Annotated in this window: 19 protein-coding genes and 1 other RNA gene; 11 read left to right on the top strand and 9 right to left on the bottom strand. The window is 61.6% G+C overall.

The window, feature by feature from the left end; all coding sequences use genetic code 11:
• Window positions 1-36 precede the first annotated feature (36 nt).
• The 8 genes from QMK55_RS22900 to hemN all read left to right on the top strand — a co-directional run bounded on the left by QMK55_RS22900 (window position 37) and on the right by hemN (window position 8,035).
• Window positions 37-291, top strand: coding sequence for a type II toxin-antitoxin system Phd/YefM family antitoxin (locus QMK55_RS22900; protein ID WP_047599120.1), 255 nt, complete (start codon window positions 37-39; stop codon window positions 289-291).
• Window positions 291-701 (top strand): type II toxin-antitoxin system VapC family toxin, encoded by a 411-nt coding sequence (locus QMK55_RS22895; RefSeq protein WP_102358135.1) that lies wholly within the window; start codon window positions 291-293, stop codon window positions 699-701. Before QMK55_RS22900 ends, QMK55_RS22895 begins: the two co-directional genes overlap by 1 nt.
• A 222-nt stretch (window positions 702-923) precedes the next feature.
• Window positions 924-2,339 (top strand): cytochrome c oxidase accessory protein CcoG, encoded by a 1,416-nt coding sequence (ccoG, locus tag QMK55_RS22890; protein WP_320330008.1) that lies wholly within the window; start codon window positions 924-926, stop codon window positions 2,337-2,339.
• A gap of 11 nt (window positions 2,340-2,350) precedes the next feature.
• Window positions 2,351-2,890, top strand: a complete 540-nt coding sequence (locus tag QMK55_RS22885; RefSeq protein WP_102358132.1) for a FixH family protein — start codon at window positions 2,351-2,353, stop codon at window positions 2,888-2,890.
• A 121-nt stretch (window positions 2,891-3,011) separates the two neighbouring features.
• Window positions 3,012-5,462 (top strand): heavy metal translocating P-type ATPase, encoded by a 2,451-nt coding sequence (locus QMK55_RS22880; RefSeq protein WP_320330007.1) that lies wholly within the window; start codon window positions 3,012-3,014, stop codon window positions 5,460-5,462.
• A 22-nt stretch (window positions 5,463-5,484) separates the two neighbouring features.
• Complete coding sequence (ccoS, locus tag QMK55_RS22875; RefSeq protein WP_025110359.1) at window positions 5,485-5,697, top strand: cbb3-type cytochrome oxidase assembly protein CcoS; 213 nt, start codon at window positions 5,485-5,487, stop codon at window positions 5,695-5,697.
• Entirely contained in the window at window positions 5,690-6,373 is a 684-nt protein-coding gene (locus tag QMK55_RS22870; protein ID WP_102358129.1) for a sulfite exporter TauE/SafE family protein, read from the top strand. Before ccoS ends, QMK55_RS22870 begins: the two co-directional genes overlap by 8 nt.
• A gap of 279 nt (window positions 6,374-6,652) precedes the next feature.
• Window positions 6,653-8,035, top strand: coding sequence for an oxygen-independent coproporphyrinogen III oxidase (hemN, locus tag QMK55_RS22865; RefSeq protein ID WP_320330006.1), 1,383 nt, complete (start codon window positions 6,653-6,655; stop codon window positions 8,033-8,035).
• Here hemN and QMK55_RS22860 read toward each other — a convergent pair.
• The gene (locus QMK55_RS22860; protein ID WP_102358126.1) at window positions 8,032-8,514 is read right to left on the bottom strand and encodes a hypothetical protein; all 483 of its coding nucleotides are present in this window, start codon (window positions 8,512-8,514) and stop codon (window positions 8,032-8,034) included. The two genes, hemN and QMK55_RS22860, sit on opposite strands and share 4 nt — an antisense overlap.
• 155 nt (window positions 8,515-8,669) lie before the next feature.
• Here QMK55_RS22860 and fnr point away from each other — a divergent pair, with 155 nt between their 5' ends.
• Both fnr and QMK55_RS22850 read left to right on the top strand, forming a co-directional pair.
• Entirely contained in the window at window positions 8,670-9,404 is a 735-nt protein-coding gene (gene fnr, locus QMK55_RS22855; RefSeq protein ID WP_003223347.1) for a fumarate/nitrate reduction transcriptional regulator Fnr, read from the top strand.
• A 78-nt stretch (window positions 9,405-9,482) separates the two neighbouring features.
• Window positions 9,483-10,031, top strand: a complete 549-nt coding sequence (locus QMK55_RS22850; RefSeq protein ID WP_102358125.1) for an adenine phosphoribosyltransferase — start codon at window positions 9,483-9,485, stop codon at window positions 10,029-10,031.
• Window positions 10,032-10,142: 111 nt separating this feature from the next.
• Here the strand turns inward: QMK55_RS22850 and QMK55_RS22845 are convergent, their stop codons facing one another.
• The 5 genes from QMK55_RS22845 to dnaX all read right to left on the bottom strand — a co-directional run bounded on the left by QMK55_RS22845 (window position 10,143) and on the right by dnaX (window position 15,968).
• Entirely contained in the window at window positions 10,143-11,291 is a 1,149-nt protein-coding gene (locus tag QMK55_RS22845) for an acyl-CoA dehydrogenase family protein (RefSeq protein WP_102358123.1), read from the bottom strand.
• Window positions 11,292-11,493: 202 nt separating this feature from the next.
• Complete coding sequence (recR, locus tag QMK55_RS22840) at window positions 11,494-12,096, bottom strand: recombination mediator RecR (RefSeq protein ID WP_095667074.1); 603 nt, start codon at window positions 12,094-12,096, stop codon at window positions 11,494-11,496.
• Between the two features lie 66 nt (window positions 12,097-12,162).
• Entirely contained in the window at window positions 12,163-13,197 is a 1,035-nt protein-coding gene (locus QMK55_RS22835; RefSeq protein ID WP_102358120.1) for an NADP-dependent oxidoreductase, read from the bottom strand.
• Window positions 13,198-13,461: 264 nt separating this feature from the next.
• Window positions 13,462-13,800: a YbaB/EbfC family nucleoid-associated protein gene (locus QMK55_RS22830; RefSeq protein WP_102358119.1), complete on the bottom strand. Its 339-nt coding sequence runs from the start codon at window positions 13,798-13,800 to the stop codon at window positions 13,462-13,464.
• A gap of 68 nt (window positions 13,801-13,868) precedes the next feature.
• Window positions 13,869-15,968: a DNA polymerase III subunit gamma/tau gene (dnaX, locus tag QMK55_RS22825; protein ID WP_102358117.1), complete on the bottom strand. Its 2,100-nt coding sequence runs from the start codon at window positions 15,966-15,968 to the stop codon at window positions 13,869-13,871.
• A 144-nt stretch (window positions 15,969-16,112) separates the two neighbouring features.
• Between dnaX and QMK55_RS22820 the strand changes: the two genes are divergently transcribed.
• Window positions 16,113-16,862: a transporter substrate-binding domain-containing protein gene (locus tag QMK55_RS22820; RefSeq protein ID WP_320330005.1), complete on the top strand. Its 750-nt coding sequence runs from the start codon at window positions 16,113-16,115 to the stop codon at window positions 16,860-16,862.
• 113 nt (window positions 16,863-16,975) lie between these two features.
• Here QMK55_RS22820 and QMK55_RS22815 read toward each other — a convergent pair whose 3' ends face one another.
• From QMK55_RS22815 to QMK55_RS22805, 3 genes are all read right to left on the bottom strand, one after another.
• A complete protein-coding gene (locus QMK55_RS22815) occupies window positions 16,976-18,925 on the bottom strand; it encodes a hypothetical protein (RefSeq protein WP_102358114.1) in 1,950 nt (649 codons plus the stop codon).
• A 229-nt stretch (window positions 18,926-19,154) separates the two neighbouring features.
• An RNA gene (gene ffs / locus QMK55_RS22810) (signal recognition particle sRNA small type) lies at window positions 19,155-19,251 on the bottom strand.
• 111 nt (window positions 19,252-19,362) lie between these two features.
• Window positions 19,363-20,529 (bottom strand): putative zinc-binding metallopeptidase, encoded by a 1,167-nt coding sequence (locus tag QMK55_RS22805; RefSeq protein WP_102358113.1) that lies wholly within the window; start codon window positions 20,527-20,529, stop codon window positions 19,363-19,365.
• Window positions 20,530-20,584 lie beyond the last annotated feature (55 nt).

Genomic DNA, 20,584 nt, shown 5'->3' with positions numbered 1-20,584 from the left:
ACGTTGCTACATCTGTATTGCGAGAGGTCCACCATGATGGCAATCACCACCATCTCCAGCCGTGAATTCAATCAGGACACCAGCAGCGCCAAAAAGGCTGCGCGTCTGGGTCCAGTGATCATCACCGACCGTGGCAAGGCCTCTCATGTCCTGTTGAGCATCGAGGAATATCAGAAACTGAGCGGCGCAAACACGAGCATCGTCGATTTGCTGGTCATGCCGGAGGCTGCCGACATCGATTTCGAAACCGAGCGCGCAGTCATCATTCATCGTCCCGTGGATCTGTCCTGATGTATTTACTCGACACCAATGTGATATCCGAACTTCGCAAGCCGCAAGCAGATGCCAATGTCGTCAGTTGGGCCAAAAGCGTCATCGCACCACGCCTGTACATTTCCGCCATTACCTTGAAAGAACTGGAAACCGGAGTGCTGCGAATGGAGCGGCGTGATCCCGCTCAGGGAAAACTGCTACGCAGCTGGCTGACGCGCCACGTCATGCCGGCATTCGAAGCACGAATCCTGCCGGTTGATGCCGCAGTGGCACTGCGTTGTGCCAGCCTGCATGTGCCCGACCAGGCCAATCAAAGCGATGCGTTGATCGCCGCCACAGCCCTGGTGCACGGGCTCACGGTCGTCACTCGCAATGTCGGTGACTTCCAGTCGAGCGGCGTCGCCCTGATCAACCCGTGGGAACAATGAGTGAGCGAGCGCGCCAAAACTGTCCATACTCAACAAGTCAATTGATCTACATCAGGCTTTGCTGCATTCGCTACACCAATAACGTTTTTTCCCCAACGCGACCAAAGGTCGCACCCTTGAGCCAGAGCGACCGGCGTATCATTGCGCCACTGCAACACCCCTTTCTGACCGCGGTCGGCACGTATCGACCGAGGCATTTTTCCACTGCCGTGGGATGCAATGATGAGCAACCAGATTCCGGTACACGACGTCACTCCACCCAGCAAAAACGCGAACAACAGCGTCGACCTTTACGCCTCTCGAGAAAAAATCTACACCCGCGCTTTCACCGGTCTGTTCCGCAATCTGCGGATGATGGGCGGCGCCGCGCTGTTCCTGTTGTATTTCGGTACGGTCTGGCTCAACTGGGGTGGCCATCAAGCGGTGTGGTGGAACCTGCCGGAACGCAAGTTCTTCATCTTCGGCGCGACTTTCTGGCCGCAGGACTTCATCCTGCTCTCGGGCCTGCTGATCATTGCTGCGTTCGGCCTGTTCTTCATCACCGTGTATGCCGGGCGGGTCTGGTGCGGCTACACCTGTCCGCAAAGCGTGTGGACGTGGATTTTCATGTGGTGCGAAAAAGTCACCGAAGGCGACCGCAACCAGCGCATCAAGCTCGACAAGGCGCCAATGAGCGCCAACAAATTCCTGCGCAAAGCCGCCAAGCATTCGTTGTGGCTGCTGATCGGCTTGGTCACCGGCATGACCTTCGTCGGTTACTTCTCGCCAATCCGCGAACTGGTGTTCGAGTTCTTCACCGGCCAGGCCGATGGCTGGTCGTACTTCTGGGTCGGTTTCTTCACGCTCGCCACCTACGGCAATGCCGGCTGGCTGCGCGAACAGGTGTGCATCTACATGTGCCCGTACGCACGCTTCCAGAGCGTGATGTTCGACAAGGACACCCTGATCGTTTCCTACGATCCGCGTCGCGGCGAAAGCCGTGGCCCGCGCAAGAAAGGCGTCGATTACAAAGCTCAGGGCCTGGGCGACTGCATCGACTGCACCATGTGCGTCCAGGTGTGCCCGACCGGCATCGACATTCGTGACGGCCTGCAGATCGAGTGCATCGGCTGCGCCGCCTGCATCGATGCCTGCGACGCGATCATGGACAAGATGGATTACCCGCGCGGGCTGATCAGCTACACCACCGAACACAACCTCTCGGGCCAGAAAACCCATAAACTTCGGCCACGTCTGATCGGCTATGCAGTGGTGCTGCTGGCGATGATCAGCCTGTTGGTAACCGCGTTCTTCATGCGCTCGCTGGTCGGTTTCGACGTCAGCAAGGACCGCGTACTGTACCGCGAGAACGCCGAGGGCCGGATCGAAAACGTCTACAGCCTGAAGATCATGAACAAGGATCAGCGCGACCACACCTACGTGCTGGAAGCCTCCGGCCTGCCGGACCTGCGCCTGCAGGGCAAGCGCGAGATCAAGGTCCCGGCCGGTGAGATCTTCAGCATGCCAGTGGAGTTGTCGAGCGCGCCGGAACAATTGCCGTCGAGCACCAACGAGGTGAAATTCCTCCTCAAGGATGCCGACGATGACAGCGTCCACGTTGAAGCCAAGAGCCGATTCATCGGCCCACAAACCCGTTGAGAGAACTGAACATGCCCGCAGCAAACGCCGCAAGCCCTTGGTACAAGCACCTTTGGCCATGGATCATCATCGGCATTCTGGCCTGTTCGGTGACCCTGACCCTGTCGATGGTGACCATTGCGGTGAACAACCCGGACAATCTGGTCAACGACAACTACTACGAAGCCGGCAAGGGCATCAACCGCTCACTGGATCGCGAGCTGCTGGCGCAGAACCTGAAGATGCGCGCCAACGTGCACCTGGATGACGTCACTGGCGAAGTCGACCTGCGCCTGAGCGGCGACAGTCAGCCGAAGACTCTGGAGCTGAACCTGATCTCGCCGACCCAGCCGGAGAAGGATCGCAAGATCGTCCTGACCCGCAGCGAAACCGAAACCGGCCGCTACATCGGCCAGTTGGGCGACAAGGTTGAAGGCCGCCGCTTTGTCGAGCTGCTGGGCACTCAGGATGACCACGTATGGCGCATGTTCGAAGAAGAACAGGTCAGCCATGACAAGGATCTGCTGCTGGGTGATGAACCGCTGCAGGGCGCGGAAGACCTGGATAAATAAAACCCGCGCTTCGCGCATTCGCGAGCAGGCTCGCTCCCACAGGTTGTGTGAACAGCGCAAATCAAATGTGGGAGCGAGCCTGCTCGCGAAGAGGCCCTTGCCGACAACATAGATGTCTCTGATGACCACCCCACTCCCCTGCTACCACTGCGCCCTGCCCGTCCCGTCCGGCAGCCGCTTCACCGCTGTCGTACTCGGGCAATCCCGCGAGTTCTGCTGCCCGGGCTGCCAGGCCGTGGCCGAAGCCATTGTCGCCGGTGGCCTGGAAAGCTATTACCAACACCGCAGCGAAGCCTCGGCCAACCCCGAAGCACTGCCGGTGCAACTGACCGATGAACTGGCGCTGTACGATCGCGCCGACGTGCAAAAGCCGTTCGTGCGTCACGAAGGTGAGCTGGCCGAAACCACTCTGCTGATGGAAGGCATCAGTTGCGCCGCCTGCGGCTGGCTGATCGAGAAACACCTTCGCACCCTGCCGGCGGTGGCCGAGGCGCGCTTGAACCTGTCCAACCATCGCCTGCACGTGCGTTGGGCCGACGCGCAATTGCCGCTGAGCCAGATCCTCGCCGAGCTACGCCACATCGGTTACGCCGCCCACCCGTATCAGGCCGACCGCGCCAGCGAACAACTGGCCAGCGAAAACCGTCTGGCCCTGCGTCAGCTCGGCGTCGCCGGATTGCTGTGGTTCCAGGCGATGATGGCGACCATGGCCACCTGGCCGGAATTCAACATCGACCTCAGCCCCGAGCTGCACACGATCCTGCGCTGGGTCGCGCTATTCCTCACCACGCCGATCGTGTTCTACAGCTGCGCACCGTTTTTCAAAGGCGCGATGCGCGACCTGCGCACCCGTCACCTGACCATGGACGTTTCGGTGTCGCTGGCGATCGGCAGCGCCTACATCGCCGGGATCTGGACCTCGATTACCGGCGTCGGCGAGCTGTATTTCGATGCGGTCGGCATGTTTGCGCTGTTCCTGCTCGCCGGGCGTTATCTGGAGCGCCGCGCTCGCGAGCGTACCGCCGCCGCGACAGCACAACTGGTCAATCTGCTGCCGGCCTCATGCCTGCGACTGGATGCCGACGGCCAGAGCGAACGCATTCTGCTCAGCGAATTGCGCCTCGGCGACCGGGTGCTGGTGCAGCCCGGTGCGATTCTGCCAGCGGATGGCAAGATCCTCGACGGCCAGTCAAGCATCGACGAATCGCTGCTCACCGGCGAATACCTGCCACAGCCACGTATCACTGGTGACGCGGTGACCGCCGGCACATTGAATGTCGAAGGCGCGCTGACCGTCGAAGTCCAGGCACTGGGTCAGGACACACGCCTGTCGGCCATCGTCCGCCTGCTCGATCGCGCCCAGGCCGAAAAACCCCGGCTGGCGGAAATTGCCGACCGTGCCGCGCAATGGTTCCTGCTGTTGTCGCTGATTGTGGCGGCAGCCATTGGCCTGCTGTGGTGGGAACTGGATTCGTCACGCGCCTTCTGGATCGTGCTGGCGATGCTGGTGGCGACCTGCCCCTGTGCACTGTCACTCGCCACGCCGACCGCCCTCACCGCCGCCACCGGCACCTTGCACAAACTCGGCCTGCTGTTGACACGCGGCCATGTGCTGGAAGGCCTGAACCAGATCGACACGGTGATTTTCGACAAGACCGGCACCCTCACCGAGGGACGCCTGGTGCTGCGTTCGATTCGCCCGCTGGGCACGTTGAACAGTGATCAATGCCTGAGCCTCGCCGCCGCGCTGGAAAACCGTTCCGAACACCCGATTGCCCGCGCCTTCGGCCGCGCACCGCTGGCCGCCGAAGAGGTGCACAGCACGCCGGGGCTTGGCCTCGAAGGACTGGTCGGCGTGCAGCGCTTGCGCATCGGTCAGGCAGAATTCGTCTGCGACCTCAGCGGTTCACCTGTGCCGGCGATGCCGAATGAGCCGGGCCAATGGCTGCTGCTCGGAAACGATCACGGGCCATTGGCGTGGTTCATCCTCGACGACCGCCTGCGCGACGATGCCCCTGCCCTGCTCGCCGCGTGCAAGGCCCGTGGCTGGCGCACATTACTGTTGTCCGGCGACAGCTCGCCGATGGTTGCCAGTGTTGCCGCCGAACTGGGCATTGATGAGGCCCGTGGCGGTCTGCGTCCGGATGACAAACTGCACGTGCTGCAACAACTGCACGCCCAAGGGCGCAAAGTGCTGATGCTCGGCGACGGCGTGAACGACGTGCCGGTGCTGGCCGCTGCCGACATCAGCGTAGCCATGGGTTCGGCCACCGACCTGGCGAAAACCAGTGCCGATGCGGTGCTGCTGTCCAATCGCCTCGACGCACTGGTGCAGGCCTTCACACTGGCACGGCGCACCCGCCGGGTAATCATCGAGAACCTGCTGTGGGCGGGGCTGTACAATGGCCTCATGTTGCCGTTCGCCGCCCTCGGCTGGATCACCCCGGTATGGGCCGCAGTCGGCATGTCGATCAGTTCGTTGACCGTGGTGCTCAACGCCCTGCGCCTGACTCGTCTGCCGAGTGCGCCGGTCGTAGGCATCCGTTCAGAAACCCGCCCGTTGCCGGCTTGAGCCGCGCGAGCCTGGAGTACCGATGCCAGCCCTTTACGTGATGATCCCCGCTGCCCTGCTGATCGTGGCCATCGCCGTGTACATCTTCTTCTGGGCGGTGGACAGCGGTCAGTACGACGACCTCGACGGCCCGGCCCACAGCATCCTGTTCGATGATCAGGACCCGAACCACACCGCTGCCGTGGACGAAGCCAAGTCCGACAAACCGCAGGACAAGGCGCCACCCCATGCTTGAGCTGGCGCCCCTGCTGGTTTCGGCCCTGATCCTCGGCCTGCTCGGCGGCGGTCATTGTCTGGGCATGTGCGGCGGTCTGATGGGCGCGCTGACCCTGGCGATTCCCAAGGAGCAGCGCAGCCGGCGTTTTCGCTTGCTGCTGGCGTACAACCTCGGACGCATCCTCAGTTACGCCGCTGCCGGCCTGCTGATCGGCCTGGCCGGCTGGGCGGTGGCGAACAGCCCGGCAGCGATGTTCATGCGCATCCTCGCCGGGTTGCTGCTGATCGCCATGGGCCTGTATCTGGCAGGCTGGTGGAGCGGCCTGACCCGCATCGAAAGCCTCGGCCGTGGCTTGTGGCGTTACATCCAGCCGGTGGCCAACCGTTTGCTGCCGGTGTCGAGTCTGCCGCGCGCCCTGTTGCTCGGCGCGCTGTGGGGCTGGCTGCCGTGCGGACTGGTTTACAGCACGCTGCTGTGGTCGGCGAGCCAGGGCAATGCGCTGGACAGTGCGTTGTTGATGCTCGCGTTCGGCTTGGGGACCTGGCCGGTTTTGCTCGCCACCGGCCTTGCCGCCGAGCGGGTGACCGCGCTGTTGCGCAAGCGCAGCGTGCGCATGGCCGGTGGCTTGCTGGTGATTCTGTTCGGGATCTGGACCTTGCCCGGCCCGCATCAGCATTGGTTGATGGGTCACTGACCCGATCAAAGCCCTGAGAAGATCCATTGTGGTGAGGGGATTTATCCCCGATGGGGTGCGAAGCGCTCCCCTGCATTCCTCCATTCATACAGTGCAAACAGGTTTACGACTGCTTCGCAGTCGATCGGGGCGGTGCGACGTTTCGCTAAATCCCCTCACCACAATAAATCCCCTCACCACAAAGCAGTCACTACCCGCAGCCGTTGATGCAAATCAAGATGCCCCCGCGCGCCCTCCCCTAGACTCGCCACACTGCCAGCCTATCCGGGGAATGCCCGCATGCTCGACGCCATTCGTTGGGACACTGATCTGATCCGCCGCTACGACCTGGCGGGGCCGCGCTACACCTCGTACCCGACGGCCATGCAATTCAACAGTCAGGTCGGCACCTTCGACCTGTTCCATGCCCTGCGCGACAGCCGCAAAGCGCTGCGCCCCTTATCGCTGTATGTGCACGTGCCGTTCTGCGCGAACATTTGCTACTACTGCGCCTGCAACAAAGTCATCACCAAGGATCGCGGCCGTGCACAGCCGTATCTGCAACGGCTGGAGCAGGAAATCCAGTTGATTGCCTACCACCTGGAACCGGCGCAGAAGGTCGAGCAACTGCACTTCGGCGGTGGCACCCCAACCTTCCTCAGCCACGACGAATTGCGGCAGTTGATGGCGCACCTGCGCAAGCACTTCAATCTGCTGGATGACGATTCCGGTGACTACGGCATCGAGATCGACCCGCGCGAGGCCGACTGGTCGACCATGGGCCTGTTGCGCGAGCTGGGGTTCAACCGGGTCAGCATCGGCCTGCAGGACCTCGATCCGGCGGTGCAACGCGCAGTCAATCGCCTGCAAAGTCTGGAAGAAACCCGCGCGGTGATCGACGCGGCGCGCACCCTGCAATTTCGATCGATCAACATCGACCTGATCTACGGCCTGCCGAAGCAGACGCCGGAGAACTTCGCGCACACCGTCGACGAAGTCATCAGCCTGCAACCGGACCGGCTCTCAGTGTTCAACTATGCGCACCTGCCAGAGCGCTTCATGCCACAGCGGCGGATCAACAGCAACGAGCTGCCGAGCCCGGCGCAAAAACTGGAAATGCTCCAGCGCACCATCGAACAACTGACCGCCGCCGGTTACCGCTACATCGGCATGGATCACTTCGCCCTGCCCGACGATGAGCTGGCGATTGCTCAGGAAGAACAGACCCTGCAACGCAACTTTCAAGGCTATACCACGCACGGGCATTGCGACTTGATTGGGCTTGGGGTGTCGGCGATCAGCCAGATCGGTGACCTGTACTGCCAGAACAGCAGTGACCTCAACCAATACCAGAACACCCTCGCCGCCGCGCAACTGGCGACCAGTCGGGGCCTGGTGTGCAACGCCGACGACCGCCTGCGCCGCGCGGTGATCCAGCAACTGATCTGCACTTTCAGCCTCGAGTTCGCCGCGATCGAGCAAGCGTTCAACATCGATTTTCAGGGTTATTTCGGCGCGCTGTGGCCACAACTGCAAGGCATGGCCAACGATGGCCTGATCACGCTGGATCGCGAAAGAATTGAAGTACTGCCGGCCGGACGCCTGCTGGTACGTTCGGTGTGCATGGTGTTTGACGCGTATCTGGAACAGCAGAACCGTCAGCGTTTCTCGCGGGTGATCTAGTTCTTTGTCAGCAGTGAGCCAAGCTTGAGGTTTTGCTCGGTGGAAAGACCGGACTGATCCATGACTTTGGACAGGGCAAGATTGGCGCTGATCAGGCCTGTGTTCAACGCGGCGATGGCACCGCGCAGCGCGGCGAGCATGTTGACCTTTTCTTCGTTGGACAGCCGCCTGTCGGCCATGACCGCGGCCATCCGGGCTTTCTTCTCGGCGATCTCTTTTTGCAGTTTGCGGATCATCTTCAGCAATTGCTGGACGTTCTCGGGCAAGCCGCTGTCTTCGATGTCGCTGTTCTCGCCCCCGGCGCTGAAGGCTTTTTCGATGGAGGCATTGGACAGCGACACTTTGACGCCCTCGACCAAGGTCGGGGTTGCCAACAGCGACGTGTCGGCATTGTGCTCAGCGCCGGTGCCAGCCTTGGCGGTGTTCGGCACAGACGCAACGCCACTGTTACCGGGGTTCAGCGTGTCAATGGCGGCCATCGAAGCGGTTCCTTGCATACGTGGTGATACCCCTTTATCGGCCACTTGCACTGCGGCTTTACGCCCGTGGGACAAAGTCGCCATGGACTGGCCTGAATGTCCTCCCGTGGGTTACCCTTACGTCTTATGTGTGTTTTCCCACAAGGATTTAAGAAATGTCCGAGCCAGTCAAACTGCGCGCTCATAACCAGGCCCATTGCAAGGATTGCAGCCTGGCCCCTCTCTGCCTGCCACTTTCTCTGAATCTGGAAGACATGGATGCGCTGGACGAAATCGTTAAACGTGGCCGCCCGCTGAAAAAAGGCGAGTTCCTGTTCCGCCAGGGTGACACCTTCGATTCCGTTTATGCAGTACGCTCCGGCGCCCTCAAGACCTTCAGCCTGAGCGATTCCGGCGAAGAGCAGCTCACCGGGTTCCACCTGCCGAGCGAACTGGTCGGTCTGTCTGGCATGGACACCGAAAAACACCCGGTATCGGCCCAGGCCCTGGAAACCACTTCGGTCTGCGAAATTCCGTTCGAACGCCTCGACGAACTGGCCCTGCAACTGCCACAGTTGCGCCGTCAGTTGATGCGCGTGATGAGCCGCGAAATCCGTGACGACCAGCAAATGATGCTGCTGTTGTCGAAGAAAACCGCCGATGAGCGCATCGCCACGTTCCTGGTCAACCTGTCGGCCCGTTTCCGCGCTCGCGGGTTCTCGGCCAACCAGTTCCGCCTGAGCATGTCGCGTAACGAAATCGGCAACTACCTGGGCCTCGCGGTGGAAACCGTGTCCCGGGTGTTCACGCGCTTCCAGCAGAACGAACTGATTGCCGCCGAGGGCAAGGAGATCCACATCCTCGATCCGATCCAGCTCTGCGCCCTGGCCGGCGGCTCACTCGAAGGCTGATCTCGATCCGCGGTTGAGCGAAGCGATTCAGCCGCGGGTATACTGCGCCGTTTGCAGCCCTGCCAGGACACCTCGACGATGGTCTTCGACTCCTTCGACATCAAATCCCTGATCCGCCCCGTGATCGACTTCCCGAAACCGGGCGTGATCTTTCGCGACATCACCCCGTTGTTTCAATCGCCGAAGGCCATGCGCCTGGTGATGGACAGCTTCGCCCACCGCTATGTGGAAGCCGACTTCACCCACATCGGCGCGATGGATGCGCGCGGTTTCCTGATCGGTTCGGTGCTGGCCTACCAGTTGAACAAGCCACTCGTACTGTTCCGCAAGCAAGGCAAACTGCCGGCGGACGTGCTGGCCGAGGGTTACGCGACCGAGTACGGCGAAGCGTTCCTGGAAGTGCACGCCGACAGCCTGTGTGAAGGCGATTCGGTAGTGATGTTCGATGATTTGATCGCCACTGGCGGTACGCTGATCGCAGCCGCCAACCTGATCCGCCGCATGGGTGCGCGGGTGCATGAGGCAGCGGCGATCATTGATCTGCCGGAGCTGGGTGGGTCGCAGCGTCTTGAAGACATGGGCATCCCGACGTTCTGCCTGACGCAGTTTTCTCTCGCAGAACAATAAGCGTCGTCCTTCAGGCCGCCATCGCGAGCAGGCTCACTCCTACCGTTTGGAATGCGTTCCCCTGTAGGAGTGAGCCTGCTCACGATGAGGCCAGTAGCCTCACTGCAAAACCTAAAGCCCCATCTGCTTGCTGATGATCTCGTTCATCACTTCCCGCGTCCCGCCGCCAATCGACAGAATGCGATTATCCCGATACAGCCGCTCCACCAGACTCTCGCGCATGTAACCCAGCCCACCGAGAATCTGCACCGCATCGCTGGTGATCCGGTCCGAGGTGTCTGTGGCAACGTTCTTGGCCATTGAAATCTCCTTGATCACGCTCTGCCCCGCCGCCATCTTCGCCGCCTGCCGGTAGGTGAACTCCCGCGACACTTCCAGCGCCGTGGCCATTTCGGCCAGCCGATGCTTGATCACCTGGAATTTGCCGATCGGTTTGCCGAACGCCTCACGCTCGCGCGCCCAGTTCAGGGCCTCTTCAAGCGCCAGCTGTGAGGTCATGTTGGCCATTAGCGCCAGCGCCAGCCGTTCGCTCTGGAAATTGCCCATGATGCAGGCGAAGCCCATGTTTTCGGCACCGATCAGATTGCCCACAGGCACCCGGCAGTCGTCGAAGAACAGTTCAGCGGTGTCCGAGGCCCACCAGCCCATCTTCTTCAACTGGCGGCCTACGCTGAAGCCCGGGGTGCCCTTCTCGATCAGCAACAGACTGATGCCGCCGAAACCCGGCGCGCCAGTGCGCACCGCGACGGTGTAGAAGTCGGCGCGCACGCCGCTGGTGATGAAGGTCTTGCTGCCGCTGACCCGATAGACATCGCCGTCACGCACAGCGCGGGTTTGCAGGTTGGCGACGTCCGAGCCGCCGCCGGGTTCGGTGACCGCCAGGGCGCTGATTTTCTCGCCGCTGAGTACTGGCGGGACGACACGCTCGCGCACTTCGGGCCGTGCCCATTTGACGATCGGTGGCAGACCGATATCCAGCGAACCCAACCCGGCCACCAGGCCGCCGGAGCCGCAGCGCATCAACTCTTCACTGGCGGCGATCTTGGCGAACAGATCACCTTCGTGGCTGCCGCCCAGCGCTTGGGGATAACCGATGCCGAGAATCCCCGCTGCCCCGGCTTTCAGGTACAGCTCGCGAGGGAAGCTTTCGGCTTCTTCCCACCCATCGATGTCCGGCAGGATCTCGCGTTCGACGAAGCGCCTGACGCTGTCGCGGACCATTTGGTGGCTGGGATCGAAGTATTCCTGGAAGGCAGGCATGGGCGAGCTCCATCGAAGGGTTCGCCGACGTTAACCGAGCGCTTGCTTGGTTTTCAATACAATTGTGCGAATCAGATGAACCGAGGGAGGCCCATTCGCGAGCAAGCCCGCTCCCACATTGGACCGCATTCAATCTGAATGAACGCGATCAACTGTGGGAGCGGGCTTGCTCGCGAAGGCGTCTGTTCAGACACCCTATAACTCAGAGGGAAATCGGTTTACGCCCGGCAAACGAATGCGCCAGCGTCCCGCCATCCACCAGCTCCAGCTCACCGCCCAGCGGCACGCCGTGGGCAATACGCGAGGCGATCAGGCCTTTGTTGGCGAGAAGCTGAGCGATGTAATGCGCCGTGGCCTCACCTTCCACCGTCGGATTGGTGGCGAGGATGACTTCGGTAAAGGTGCCCGCCTCTTCAATCCGCGTCATCAACTGCGGAATACCAATCGCCTCAGGCCCCAGACCGTCGAGCGGCGACAGATGGCCCTTGAGCACGAAGTAGCGGCCACGGAAACCGGTCTGCTCCACCGCATACACGTCCATCGGCCCTTCCACCACGCACAGCAGCGTGTCGTCGCGGCGGGTATCGGCGCATTGCGGGCACAGATCGTCTTCGGTCAGCGTGCGGCACTGACGGCAATGACCGACCCCTTCCATGGCCTGGCTCAAGGCTTGCGCCAGGCGCGTGCCGCCGCTGCGATCACGCTCGAGCAACTGCAACGCCATGCGCTGGGCGGTTTTCTGACCCACGCCCGGCAAGGTTCGCAGGGCGTCGATCAGTTGGCGAATCAAAGGGCTGAAGCTCATGGGTAAAAAGTCCGACAAAACAACGAGACGCGGTTTATACCCGCGCCTCCGGCCAGCGTCAAATGCTCAGTCCTGGGCGACCTTCACCACCAGTTTGCCGAAGTTGCGCCCCTCCAGCAGACCGATAAACGCCTCGGGGGCCTGCTCCAGGCCTTCCACCACGTCCTCGCGGAACTTCACCTTGCCATCGCGCACCCACGGCACCATGTGACTGATGAACTCCGGCTGACGATCACCATAGTCATCAAACACGATGAAGCCCTGAATGCGCACGCGCTTGGTCAGCAGCGTGCGTTGCAGCATCGGCAGACGATCCGGGCCTTTCGGCGCTTCAGAAGCGTTGTAGCCGGCAATCAGCCCACACAGTGGAATCCGTGCCTTGGGGTTGAGCAGCGGCACCACGGCATCGAATACGTGCCCGCCGACGTTCTCGAAATAGATGTCGATGCCTTTCGGGCAAGCCTTGGCCAGTTGTTCGGCAAAGTCCGGCGCCTTGTGATCGATGCAGGCATCAAAACCCAGCGCCTCGACCACGTATTGGCATTTGTCGGCGCCGCCGGCCACACCGACGGCGCGCAGGCCCTTGATTTTCGCCACCTGACCGACCACCGAGCCAACCGCGCCGGACGCAGCGGCAACGACGAGAGTTTCGCCCTCCTTCGGCTGACCAATGTCGATCAGGCCCATGTACGCAGTCATCCCCGGCATGCCCAGCACACCGAGGGCCATTGACGGGCTCGGCAGGCCGGACGGGATCGGAATGATGTTGCGCCCGTCGCTGATGCTGTGGCTCTGCCAACCGGTGAGGCCGACCACCAGATCACCCTGGTGGAATTTTGGATGACGCGAATCTTCGACACGGCTGACAGCTCCACCGGTCATCACTTCGCCGATCTGTACCGGCGCGGCGTAGGATGGCGCGTCACTCATGCGCCCGCGCATATACGGGTCGAGCGACAGGTACAGGGTTTTCAGCAACACCTGACCGTCTTCGAGGTCCGGCAACGCTTCGCGCTCCAGACGGAAATTTTCCGGGGTCGGCGCACCAACCGGGCGCGAGGCCAGGACGAAGCGTTGATTGAGGGTCAGAGGGTCGGACATGTCAGCGTCTCCTGTGAATGGGGGAATTCAGCGGTATAGGGAGCAGACCTTTGTGGCGGTAGCGGGTTCGATGTTTCTTCAGGTGGACCGAGTTGGATTGATCGCGAGCAGGCTCACTCCTACAGAGGAACGCATTTCAACTGTAGGAGTGAGCCTGCTCGCGATAGCAATCTGTCAAACACCGCAGGAGCCCAATGCCAAAAACAAAAATGCCAGGCGTGATGCCTGGCATTTTGTGTAGCTCATCTGCCGCGCAATGGCGAATCAGAATGGCAGTTTCATACCCGCTGGCAGGTTCATGCCGGCGGTCATGCTGCCCATTTTTTCCTGACTGTTGGCTTCGATCTTGCGCACGGCGTCGTTGACGGCGGCGGCGACCACGGCTTCCAGCATTTCCTTGTCGTCTTCGCTCAGGCCTTCAACCAGGCTTGGGTCGATGCTGACGCTTTTCACGTCGTGACGACCGGTCATCACCACGGTGACCATATCGCCACCGGCCTTGCCGATGACTTCGGCGTTGGCCAGTTCTTCCTGCATCTTGGCCATTTTTTCCTGCATCTGCTGCGCCTGCTTCATCAGGCCGGCCATGCCACCTTTCATCATGGGAATCACCTCAAAAGTACTTGGATCAAAACAGCGCCCGGCGATTGCACGCCGAGCGCCTTCAGTTATTAGCCCTGAGCGACCAGAGCGTCGACAGGTTCAATAGTATCGTGTCGCACGACCGCACCGAACTGCTGAACCATCTGCTGGATGAACGGATCACCGTGGATCGATTCCTCCGCTTCGCGCTGACGGTTGGCCCGACGGCGGGACGCGGCCTGCGCCGGGGTTTCCTGCTCGGGCTTGATCAGCTCGATGGTCAAGGTCAGCGGACGGCCGTGGAACTGGTTCAGCGCATCGTTCAGGCGCCGCTGTTGCGTGGCGTTGAACAGTGCACTGTGCGCCGGGTCCAGGTGCATCAGCCAATGATCGCCATCGACCGCGATCAGCGTGCAGTTGGCGGCGATGCTGCCGGTCATGCCGGAGATCGGCAGTTGCGGGAACATTTCCAGCCATTGCAACGCCAGACCGGTAGCCGGTGCGGCGGCAGGCTCCGGTTCGGGTTCCGGGGCCGGCTCGGCGGTGTGTTCACTGGCCAGGTCGTCGAGGTAGCTGTAAGCCGAATCCATGTCCGGCTCAATGTAGTCTTCGTCCAGCGGTGGCTCGTCGTCCAGGTCCATGCCCGGTGTGGCGGCATCGACGTCGGCGACCGACGGCTCGGGAATCGGCGCAGCGGCCCACTCAGGTGCCTCCGGGACGACGCTGTCCGGGGTTGGCAGCGGCATCGGCGGCAACTCGGGCTGCTCGGCGGTGGTTTCCAGCACCGGTTCGACGGCCGGTTGCTGCGCGGATTCTGGCTCGGGTTCGACCGGATCGTTCCACGGCAGATCGACGACCTCTTCGGCGACGACCGGCTCGGGCTCTGGCTGCGGTTCTGGCGCAGGCGCGGACTCAGCTACCACGGCAGGCACGGGTTCCGGGGTCGCCACTGGCGCTGGGGCAACAACCGGTGCAGGCGTCAGCGCAATAGCCGCAGCGACTACCGGCGCAACCTTCGGCGCGGCAGCCACTGAGTTTGCGGAATCAACTGTGGCCTGGCTGATCCCCACTGGCTTTAGCGGTTGCCTCGGGGCGTCCGCGGTGTCCGCCGGCCGGAAGGCCAGCATCCGTAGCAGGACCATTTCGAAACCGCCACGGGGATCCGGCGCCAGCGGCAAGTCGCGGCGGCCGATCAGGCCCATCTGGTAATAGAACTGCACATCTTCGGCCGGCAGCGCCTGAGCCAGCGCCAACACCCGATCACGGTCGCCATGGCCGTTGTCGACGCCTTCCGGCAGCGCTTGGGCGATGGCGACACGGTGCAACACGTTGAGAATTTCCGAGAGCACGCCGTTCCAGTCCGGGCCTTGCTCGGCCAGGTGGCGCACGGCTTCGAGCAACGCTTTGGCATCGCCTTCGATCAACGCATGCAGCACGTCATAGACCTGACCGTGATCCAGCGTGCCGAGCATCGCCCGCACGTCGGTGGCCATAACCTTGCCTTCACCGAAGGCGATGGCCTGATCGGTCAGACTCATGGCGTCCCGCATCGAACCGTCAGCGGCGCGACCGAGCAGCCACAGCGCGTCGTCTTCGAACGGCACGCTTTCGGCCGTCAGCACGTGGGTCAAATGCTCGACCACGCGCTCCGGCGTCATGTTCTTCAGGGAGAACTGCAGGCAGCGCGACAAAATCGTTGCCGGAAGTTTCTGCGGATCCGTCGTCGCCAGGATGAACTTGACGTACGGCGGCGGCTCTTCAAGGGTTTTCAGCAGCGCATTGAAGGAATGGCTGGAGAGCATGTGCACTTCGTCGATCAGGTAGACCTTGAAGCGCCCACGGCTCGGGGCGTACTGCACGTTGTCGAGCAGTTCGCGGGTGTCTTCGACCTTGGTCCGGCTCGCGGCGTCGATCTCGATCAGGTCAACGAACCGGCCCTCATCGATTTCACGACACACCGAACACTCGCCGCAGGGGCTGGAAGTGATACCTGTTTCACAGTTCAGGCATTTGGCAATGATCCGCGCAATGGTGGTCTTACCGACCCCGCGCGTACCGGTGAACAGGTAGGCGTGGTGCAGCCGCTGGCTGTCCAAGGCATTGATCAGAGCCTTGAGCACATGGGTCTGGCCGACCATTTCGCGGAACGAGCGCGGACGCCATTTACGTGCAAGAACCTGATAACTCATCGAAAACCGTCGCAACGAAGGAAGCTGAAGCGGCTAATGCTAGCGGAGCAAGGGCAAAATTGCATCCGGTGTGCTCGTCTAATCTGGCTAAGCTGCTGTTGGCGGGGAAATATCAGCTCGGGATCGGGACTCATCGGAGCATTTATGCGTTGGGCCTTGGGAGCAATATTGGCGATCAGTCTGAGCGTGAACGCGTCCGAACCGCCGCTGCGCTTCGTCGTGGCCGACAGCTGGGCGATGCCGATGGTGCAGCTGGAACGCGGCCGACCCACCCAGGGCATCCTCCACGACATGATGCTCAGCCTGGCGACCCAGGTCGGCGTACCGGCGGAATTTCACGTGCTGCCACGCGCCCGGGTACAGAACGCCATGGAGCGCGGTGAAGTCGATGTGCGCTGCTATGCCGCACAATCATGGCTGCCGAATCAGTCCGGGGATTACCTCTGGAGCATTCCGCTGCTGTTCCAGCGCGACCTGCTGATCAGCCGCCAGGATCAATCGCCCGATGTCGATCCCGCCGACCTCTCCCGCCAATCGATCGGCACCGTGCTCGGCTACATTTACCCGACCCTGCAACCGCTGTTCGACGCCGACAAACTACTGCGCGAAGACGCACGCAATCAGGATCAGGTACTGGAAAAACTGCTGGCCGGCCGTTACCGCTACGCCGTAAGCAATCAATGGACGCTGGACTGGTTCAACCAGCGCCTGCTGTCCGGACAGCAGTTGCACGGGGTGGCGGTGCTGCAGGAGCAGCATGTCGGCTGTTACGTGAGGAATGACCCGCAGGTGCCGGTGCAGCGGATCTTGCGTACGTTGCTGCGGATGAAAATGTCGGGGGAGATTGATGACATTATTCGGTTGTATACCGGATCCTCTGAAAACACCCCATAACCCCTGTAGGAGTGAGCCTGCTCGCGATAGCGGTGGTTCAGCCGACATTGATGTCAACTGATATGACGCCATCGCGAGCAGGCTCACTCCTACAGGGGATTGTCGCCAGGCAATCAGTAGCCGTGCGACTCGCGGAATTTCTGGTAGTCGTGAAACTCGATCCATTCGACCACGTCGTACGGCAGATAAAGCTGTTGTCGGGCGCGGGAGATGGCGATGTACACGGCGCAGATCCGCTCATCGAACGCATAGGCGTCCTTGAACTTGACGTTGGTCAGCAGCTCGGGCGTCAGCAGCACCCGGTCGAACTCCATGCCGCCCGCGTCCTGCGCTTGCATCAGCAGACAGCTTTTGCCGGGGCCACCGATCATCCGGTTCAGGCGGGTCAGATCCGCCACCTTGAAGCCCTTTTGCAACTCGGCCTCGACCCACAGAAACGCCTCGTCGAACTGATTGGCATCGCGCACCTGATGCCAGTCGGGCAAGTCGCTGAAATACCGATGCGGCCCCTTCTCGCTGTGCTCGGCACTGTAGAAGTCGACCCTGAACAGCTCGATGGCGGTGGTCATGAAGTGTTCGAGGTCGCGCTGCGCTTGCATGTCGGCAAAGCTGAACAAGCAATTGGCATCGTGCAATTGCATGGCCCACTGCATCGTGTCCCACGCTGACGCCGTCAGCACCACGCAACCTTCAGGCGGCACAAAGCCCTGTGGATAAAACTCGATACCGACGTCCGCCTCGCGCGCGCCTTCGAAAGGCACCTTGGTCTTTTCCGAGTGCCGGGAAATCAGCGGATTGACCAGACGCTCGACGTTACGCCCCGAGCGGACCGAATAGGTGATATCGCTCTGGCGCACTTCGCGCTTTCTTCTGACCAGATCGCGGCTGGCGTGCTGGTACTCATCGCCCAAGGTGATCAGCACCTGGCGGCCGCGTTCGATGATCTGCAGCAGCGAGGCGGGAATGTCCTGACTCTCGTCGATCAGCACGTGAGTATAGCGAGGCGGCACCACGCAGCCGGCCAGACCCGCGCGCTTGATCAACAACAATGCTTCGAAGCCAGTCTGTCGGCCCCATGCCGGGTTGGCCTCGAGGTAAGTCCAGACGCGGCTGGAATATTCCAGCAGCACCTTGGATTCGAGACTGGACAACGACAGCTGGAAATACGGCAGATGCTGGGCGCTCAGGCTGTAGTCCCGGGACTGACAGTAGCGCTCGAGGGTTTCCAGGCAAACGTTGAAGGTGCGTTGCCCATCATGGCCGCGAAAGCCGAGGATATTCAGCTCCTGCGCCACCTTCTGCTTGCTCGCCAATCTGCCGCCCGCGCCTGCCGGCTGCGGTTTGCGGCCGTGAATCAGCCCGCGCGCGAAGGCTTCGAAGGTGATGCCGGGCTTGCGGTCAGCGGTCACGCCCATGCGCTGGCAGAGGGTCGCGAGTTTTTCCGGGGTGCGCGCCAGCAGCAGGGTTTTCCTGGGGTCCAGGCACTCGGTCAAGGCCCCGAGCAGATGGCTCTTGCCGATCCCGGCGTAGCCCTGCACGTGCAGGTCTTCGTCCAGATTGGCGCGGAAGGTCCTGACCAGTTTGTCTTGAGCAGCGCTCAGCCAGCGCTCGCGCTGGATGGGGCTGATCATCTGTTGGCTGAACGGATTGTTGGCGGCGTGGTGGCGCGTCTTGAACTCGTTATCCCATTTGCCATCGGGCAGCAGATAATCCTGCGCCGAGACTTCGTCGGCCAACAGCAGCCGCAGGTTCAGTCGCCGGATGGCGTTCAGCCCGAAGTACAACTGGCGGGGATCGAACAGTCGCTGCGCCTCGGACAATAACCCTGCCCGGCCATCGACCGCCCACGCGATCAGCCTGGCCAGGACCTTCTCCGCCGCTGCGGCGTTGAGATCCTTTTCGGCCGCCTGGGCCAGATTCTGGATGACCAGCACCGCGGCCAGTTGCGCATCCGTCAGCTCGCCGAGGGTTTTCGCGCCCTCGGGCTGCAACAGGCTCGTGCAGGTTTCATCCGTCACGGGCAAATAAACGGCGGTGGATAAATCGTGATGTTCCGGGTGCATACAACCTCGTAGCCAGGGCGCGAACTTGTCAACGACGCGCGCAGCAAGACGGTGGAGTATGCCACTGTTGCGCAACGATGGCCGAACAGGCATTGGGGATGCAGCCTTCGCGAGCAGGCTCGCTCCCACAGGGGCTGGCGCGAAGCCTCAAATCGCAGGCATAAAAAAACCGCAGTGGGCGAAACCCATGCAGTTCTGTTGAAGCCTTCGATGTTCGTTAAGGTGGTAACCCCACCAGCCACACCCCGGCACACAATGTTCCCGCTGTGGCTGCTGCCTTCCGGCTCTGACCAGGTTCACGGGTAATCGTTGCGGGGGGACCGATGGGGTCACCATAACGACACTCACCTGTCGGCGAGCCGCGCCATTGTACCTATCTGAAGCGAAGTTACAACCGTTGGTTTCAGATAAAAAATATGAAGGGCTTCAAGCACTTGCTATTGCGCCTGGAGCACCTCGTCTGCCCTGCCGCCCGCCTGCTGGATCACCAGATGGATGAAGTGCAGCTTGGCAATCGCCGCCGCCGGCAGCACGAACGGGTAGAAATCCGGCTGGCCCATGCTGCGCGATAACTCGTTGAGCATGCCCGCCAGCTCGATCCACGCGTTGACGAACGACAGGAATGCCGCGCCGCCGGGGTGCTGTGGGTCGTACAGGGTGCTGGGCGGAAACGGCTGGTAGTCGAAATCCATTTCCCGCGCACTCATGCCGAAGCCCAACGCTGTGTCCACTGCGTCCATCATGTGCAGGTAATGCGCCCAGGTTTCCGCCCAGTCTTCCCACGGGTGCATGGTCGCGTAGGCGCTGACGTAATGCTGCGGCCAGTCTAGCGGCGCGCCCTGCTGGTAGTGACGGTCGAGCGCTTCGGCGTAGCTGGCGCGTTCATCGCCAAACAGGCTGCGAAAGGCTTCGAGCCACGGCCCGTTGGCAATCAGCCGATCCCAATAGTAATGCCCGACCTCATGCCGGAAATGCCCGAGCAGCGTGCGATAGGGTTCATGCATCGCCGCCCGCACCTGCTCACGGTGGGCGTCGTCGGCTTCTTTGATGTCGAGGGTGATCAGGCCGTTGGCGTGACCGGTCATCGGCGCGTTGCCTTCAAGGTCGACGCCGATGAAGTCGAAGGCCAGGCCGGTGTCTTCATCCACGCTTTTCGGGATGACCGGCAGGCCGAGGGTGATCAATTGCGCGACGAGGCGCCGCTTGGCGATTTCGACTTTGCGCCAGCGCTCGGGATTTTCCGGGGCGGACAGATCGGGAATAGTGCGATTGAGGCTGCAGGCGACGCACAAGGCATCATCAACATGGGCGGCAAGCAGCCAATTGCAGGCGGCGGGGGTGTCGAGGTTGGCACAGCGGCGAAAGAGTCCGGCATCAGGATCGGCATCCAGCGTCCAGGTGCCCTCCTCCAGACCGGGCGACAATGAAGTGATGCGACTTTCTTCAGGCTGATAGCCCAGCGCCGCATTGCAGGCCAGGCACTGGCTGTTGCGAAAGAACAGTGACTGGCCGCAGCGGCACGGCCAGATTTTACTGTTGCGTGAAGATTCGCCCATGAACGGCGCGACGATGCGAGAACTGAGTTGCTCGAAAAAGCGGTACATGGCGATCTCTCCCTGGGGCTTGCCAAGACTAGATCATTCCCGCGGGCTGATCGTT

It is taken from the genome of Pseudomonas sp. P8_229 (assembly GCF_034008635.1).
In the GTDB taxonomy this organism is placed as follows: Bacteria; Pseudomonadota; Gammaproteobacteria; order Pseudomonadales; family Pseudomonadaceae; genus Aquipseudomonas.
This window is presented reverse-complemented; position numbering and strand designations above follow the sequence as displayed.

Excerpts from the sequence above, each read along its gene's own strand:
- QMK55_RS22860 (WP_102358126.1), bottom strand. The coding sequence starts at position 8,514 with ATGGCCGCCATTGACACGCTGAACCCCGGTAACAGTGGCGTTGCGTCT.
- QMK55_RS22870 (WP_102358129.1), top strand. The coding sequence starts at position 5,690 with ATGCTTGAGCTGGCGCCCCTGCTGGTTTCGGCCCTGATCCTCGGCCTG.
- QMK55_RS22820 (WP_320330005.1), top strand. The coding sequence starts at position 16,113 with ATGCGTTGGGCCTTGGGAGCAATATTGGCGATCAGTCTGAGCGTGAAC.
- QMK55_RS22805 (WP_102358113.1), bottom strand. The coding sequence starts at position 20,529 with ATGTACCGCTTTTTCGAGCAACTCAGTTCTCGCATCGTCGCGCCGTTC.
- fnr (WP_003223347.1), top strand. The coding sequence starts at position 8,670 with ATGTCCGAGCCAGTCAAACTGCGCGCTCATAACCAGGCCCATTGCAAG.
- QMK55_RS22885 (WP_102358132.1), top strand. The coding sequence starts at position 2,351 with ATGCCCGCAGCAAACGCCGCAAGCCCTTGGTACAAGCACCTTTGGCCA.
- QMK55_RS22895 (WP_102358135.1), top strand. The coding sequence starts at position 291 with ATGTATTTACTCGACACCAATGTGATATCCGAACTTCGCAAGCCGCAA.
- QMK55_RS22830 (WP_102358119.1), bottom strand. The coding sequence starts at position 13,800 with ATGATGAAAGGTGGCATGGCCGGCCTGATGAAGCAGGCGCAGCAGATG.
- ccoS (WP_025110359.1), top strand. The coding sequence starts at position 5,485 with ATGCCAGCCCTTTACGTGATGATCCCCGCTGCCCTGCTGATCGTGGCC.
- ccoG (WP_320330008.1), top strand. The coding sequence starts at position 924 with ATGAGCAACCAGATTCCGGTACACGACGTCACTCCACCCAGCAAAAAC.
- QMK55_RS22850 (WP_102358125.1), top strand. The coding sequence starts at position 9,483 with ATGGTCTTCGACTCCTTCGACATCAAATCCCTGATCCGCCCCGTGATC.
- QMK55_RS22880 (WP_320330007.1), top strand. The coding sequence starts at position 3,012 with ATGACCACCCCACTCCCCTGCTACCACTGCGCCCTGCCCGTCCCGTCC.
- QMK55_RS22900 (WP_047599120.1), top strand. The coding sequence starts at position 37 with ATGGCAATCACCACCATCTCCAGCCGTGAATTCAATCAGGACACCAGC.
- dnaX (WP_102358117.1), bottom strand. The coding sequence starts at position 15,968 with ATGAGTTATCAGGTTCTTGCACGTAAATGGCGTCCGCGCTCGTTCCGC.
- QMK55_RS22845 (WP_102358123.1), bottom strand. The coding sequence starts at position 11,291 with ATGCCTGCCTTCCAGGAATACTTCGATCCCAGCCACCAAATGGTCCGC.
- recR (WP_095667074.1), bottom strand. The coding sequence starts at position 12,096 with ATGAGCTTCAGCCCTTTGATTCGCCAACTGATCGACGCCCTGCGAACC.
- hemN (WP_320330006.1), top strand. The coding sequence starts at position 6,653 with ATGCTCGACGCCATTCGTTGGGACACTGATCTGATCCGCCGCTACGAC.
- QMK55_RS22835 (WP_102358120.1), bottom strand. The coding sequence starts at position 13,197 with ATGTCCGACCCTCTGACCCTCAATCAACGCTTCGTCCTGGCCTCGCGC.
- QMK55_RS22815 (WP_102358114.1), bottom strand. The coding sequence starts at position 18,925 with ATGCACCCGGAACATCACGATTTATCCACCGCCGTTTATTTGCCCGTG.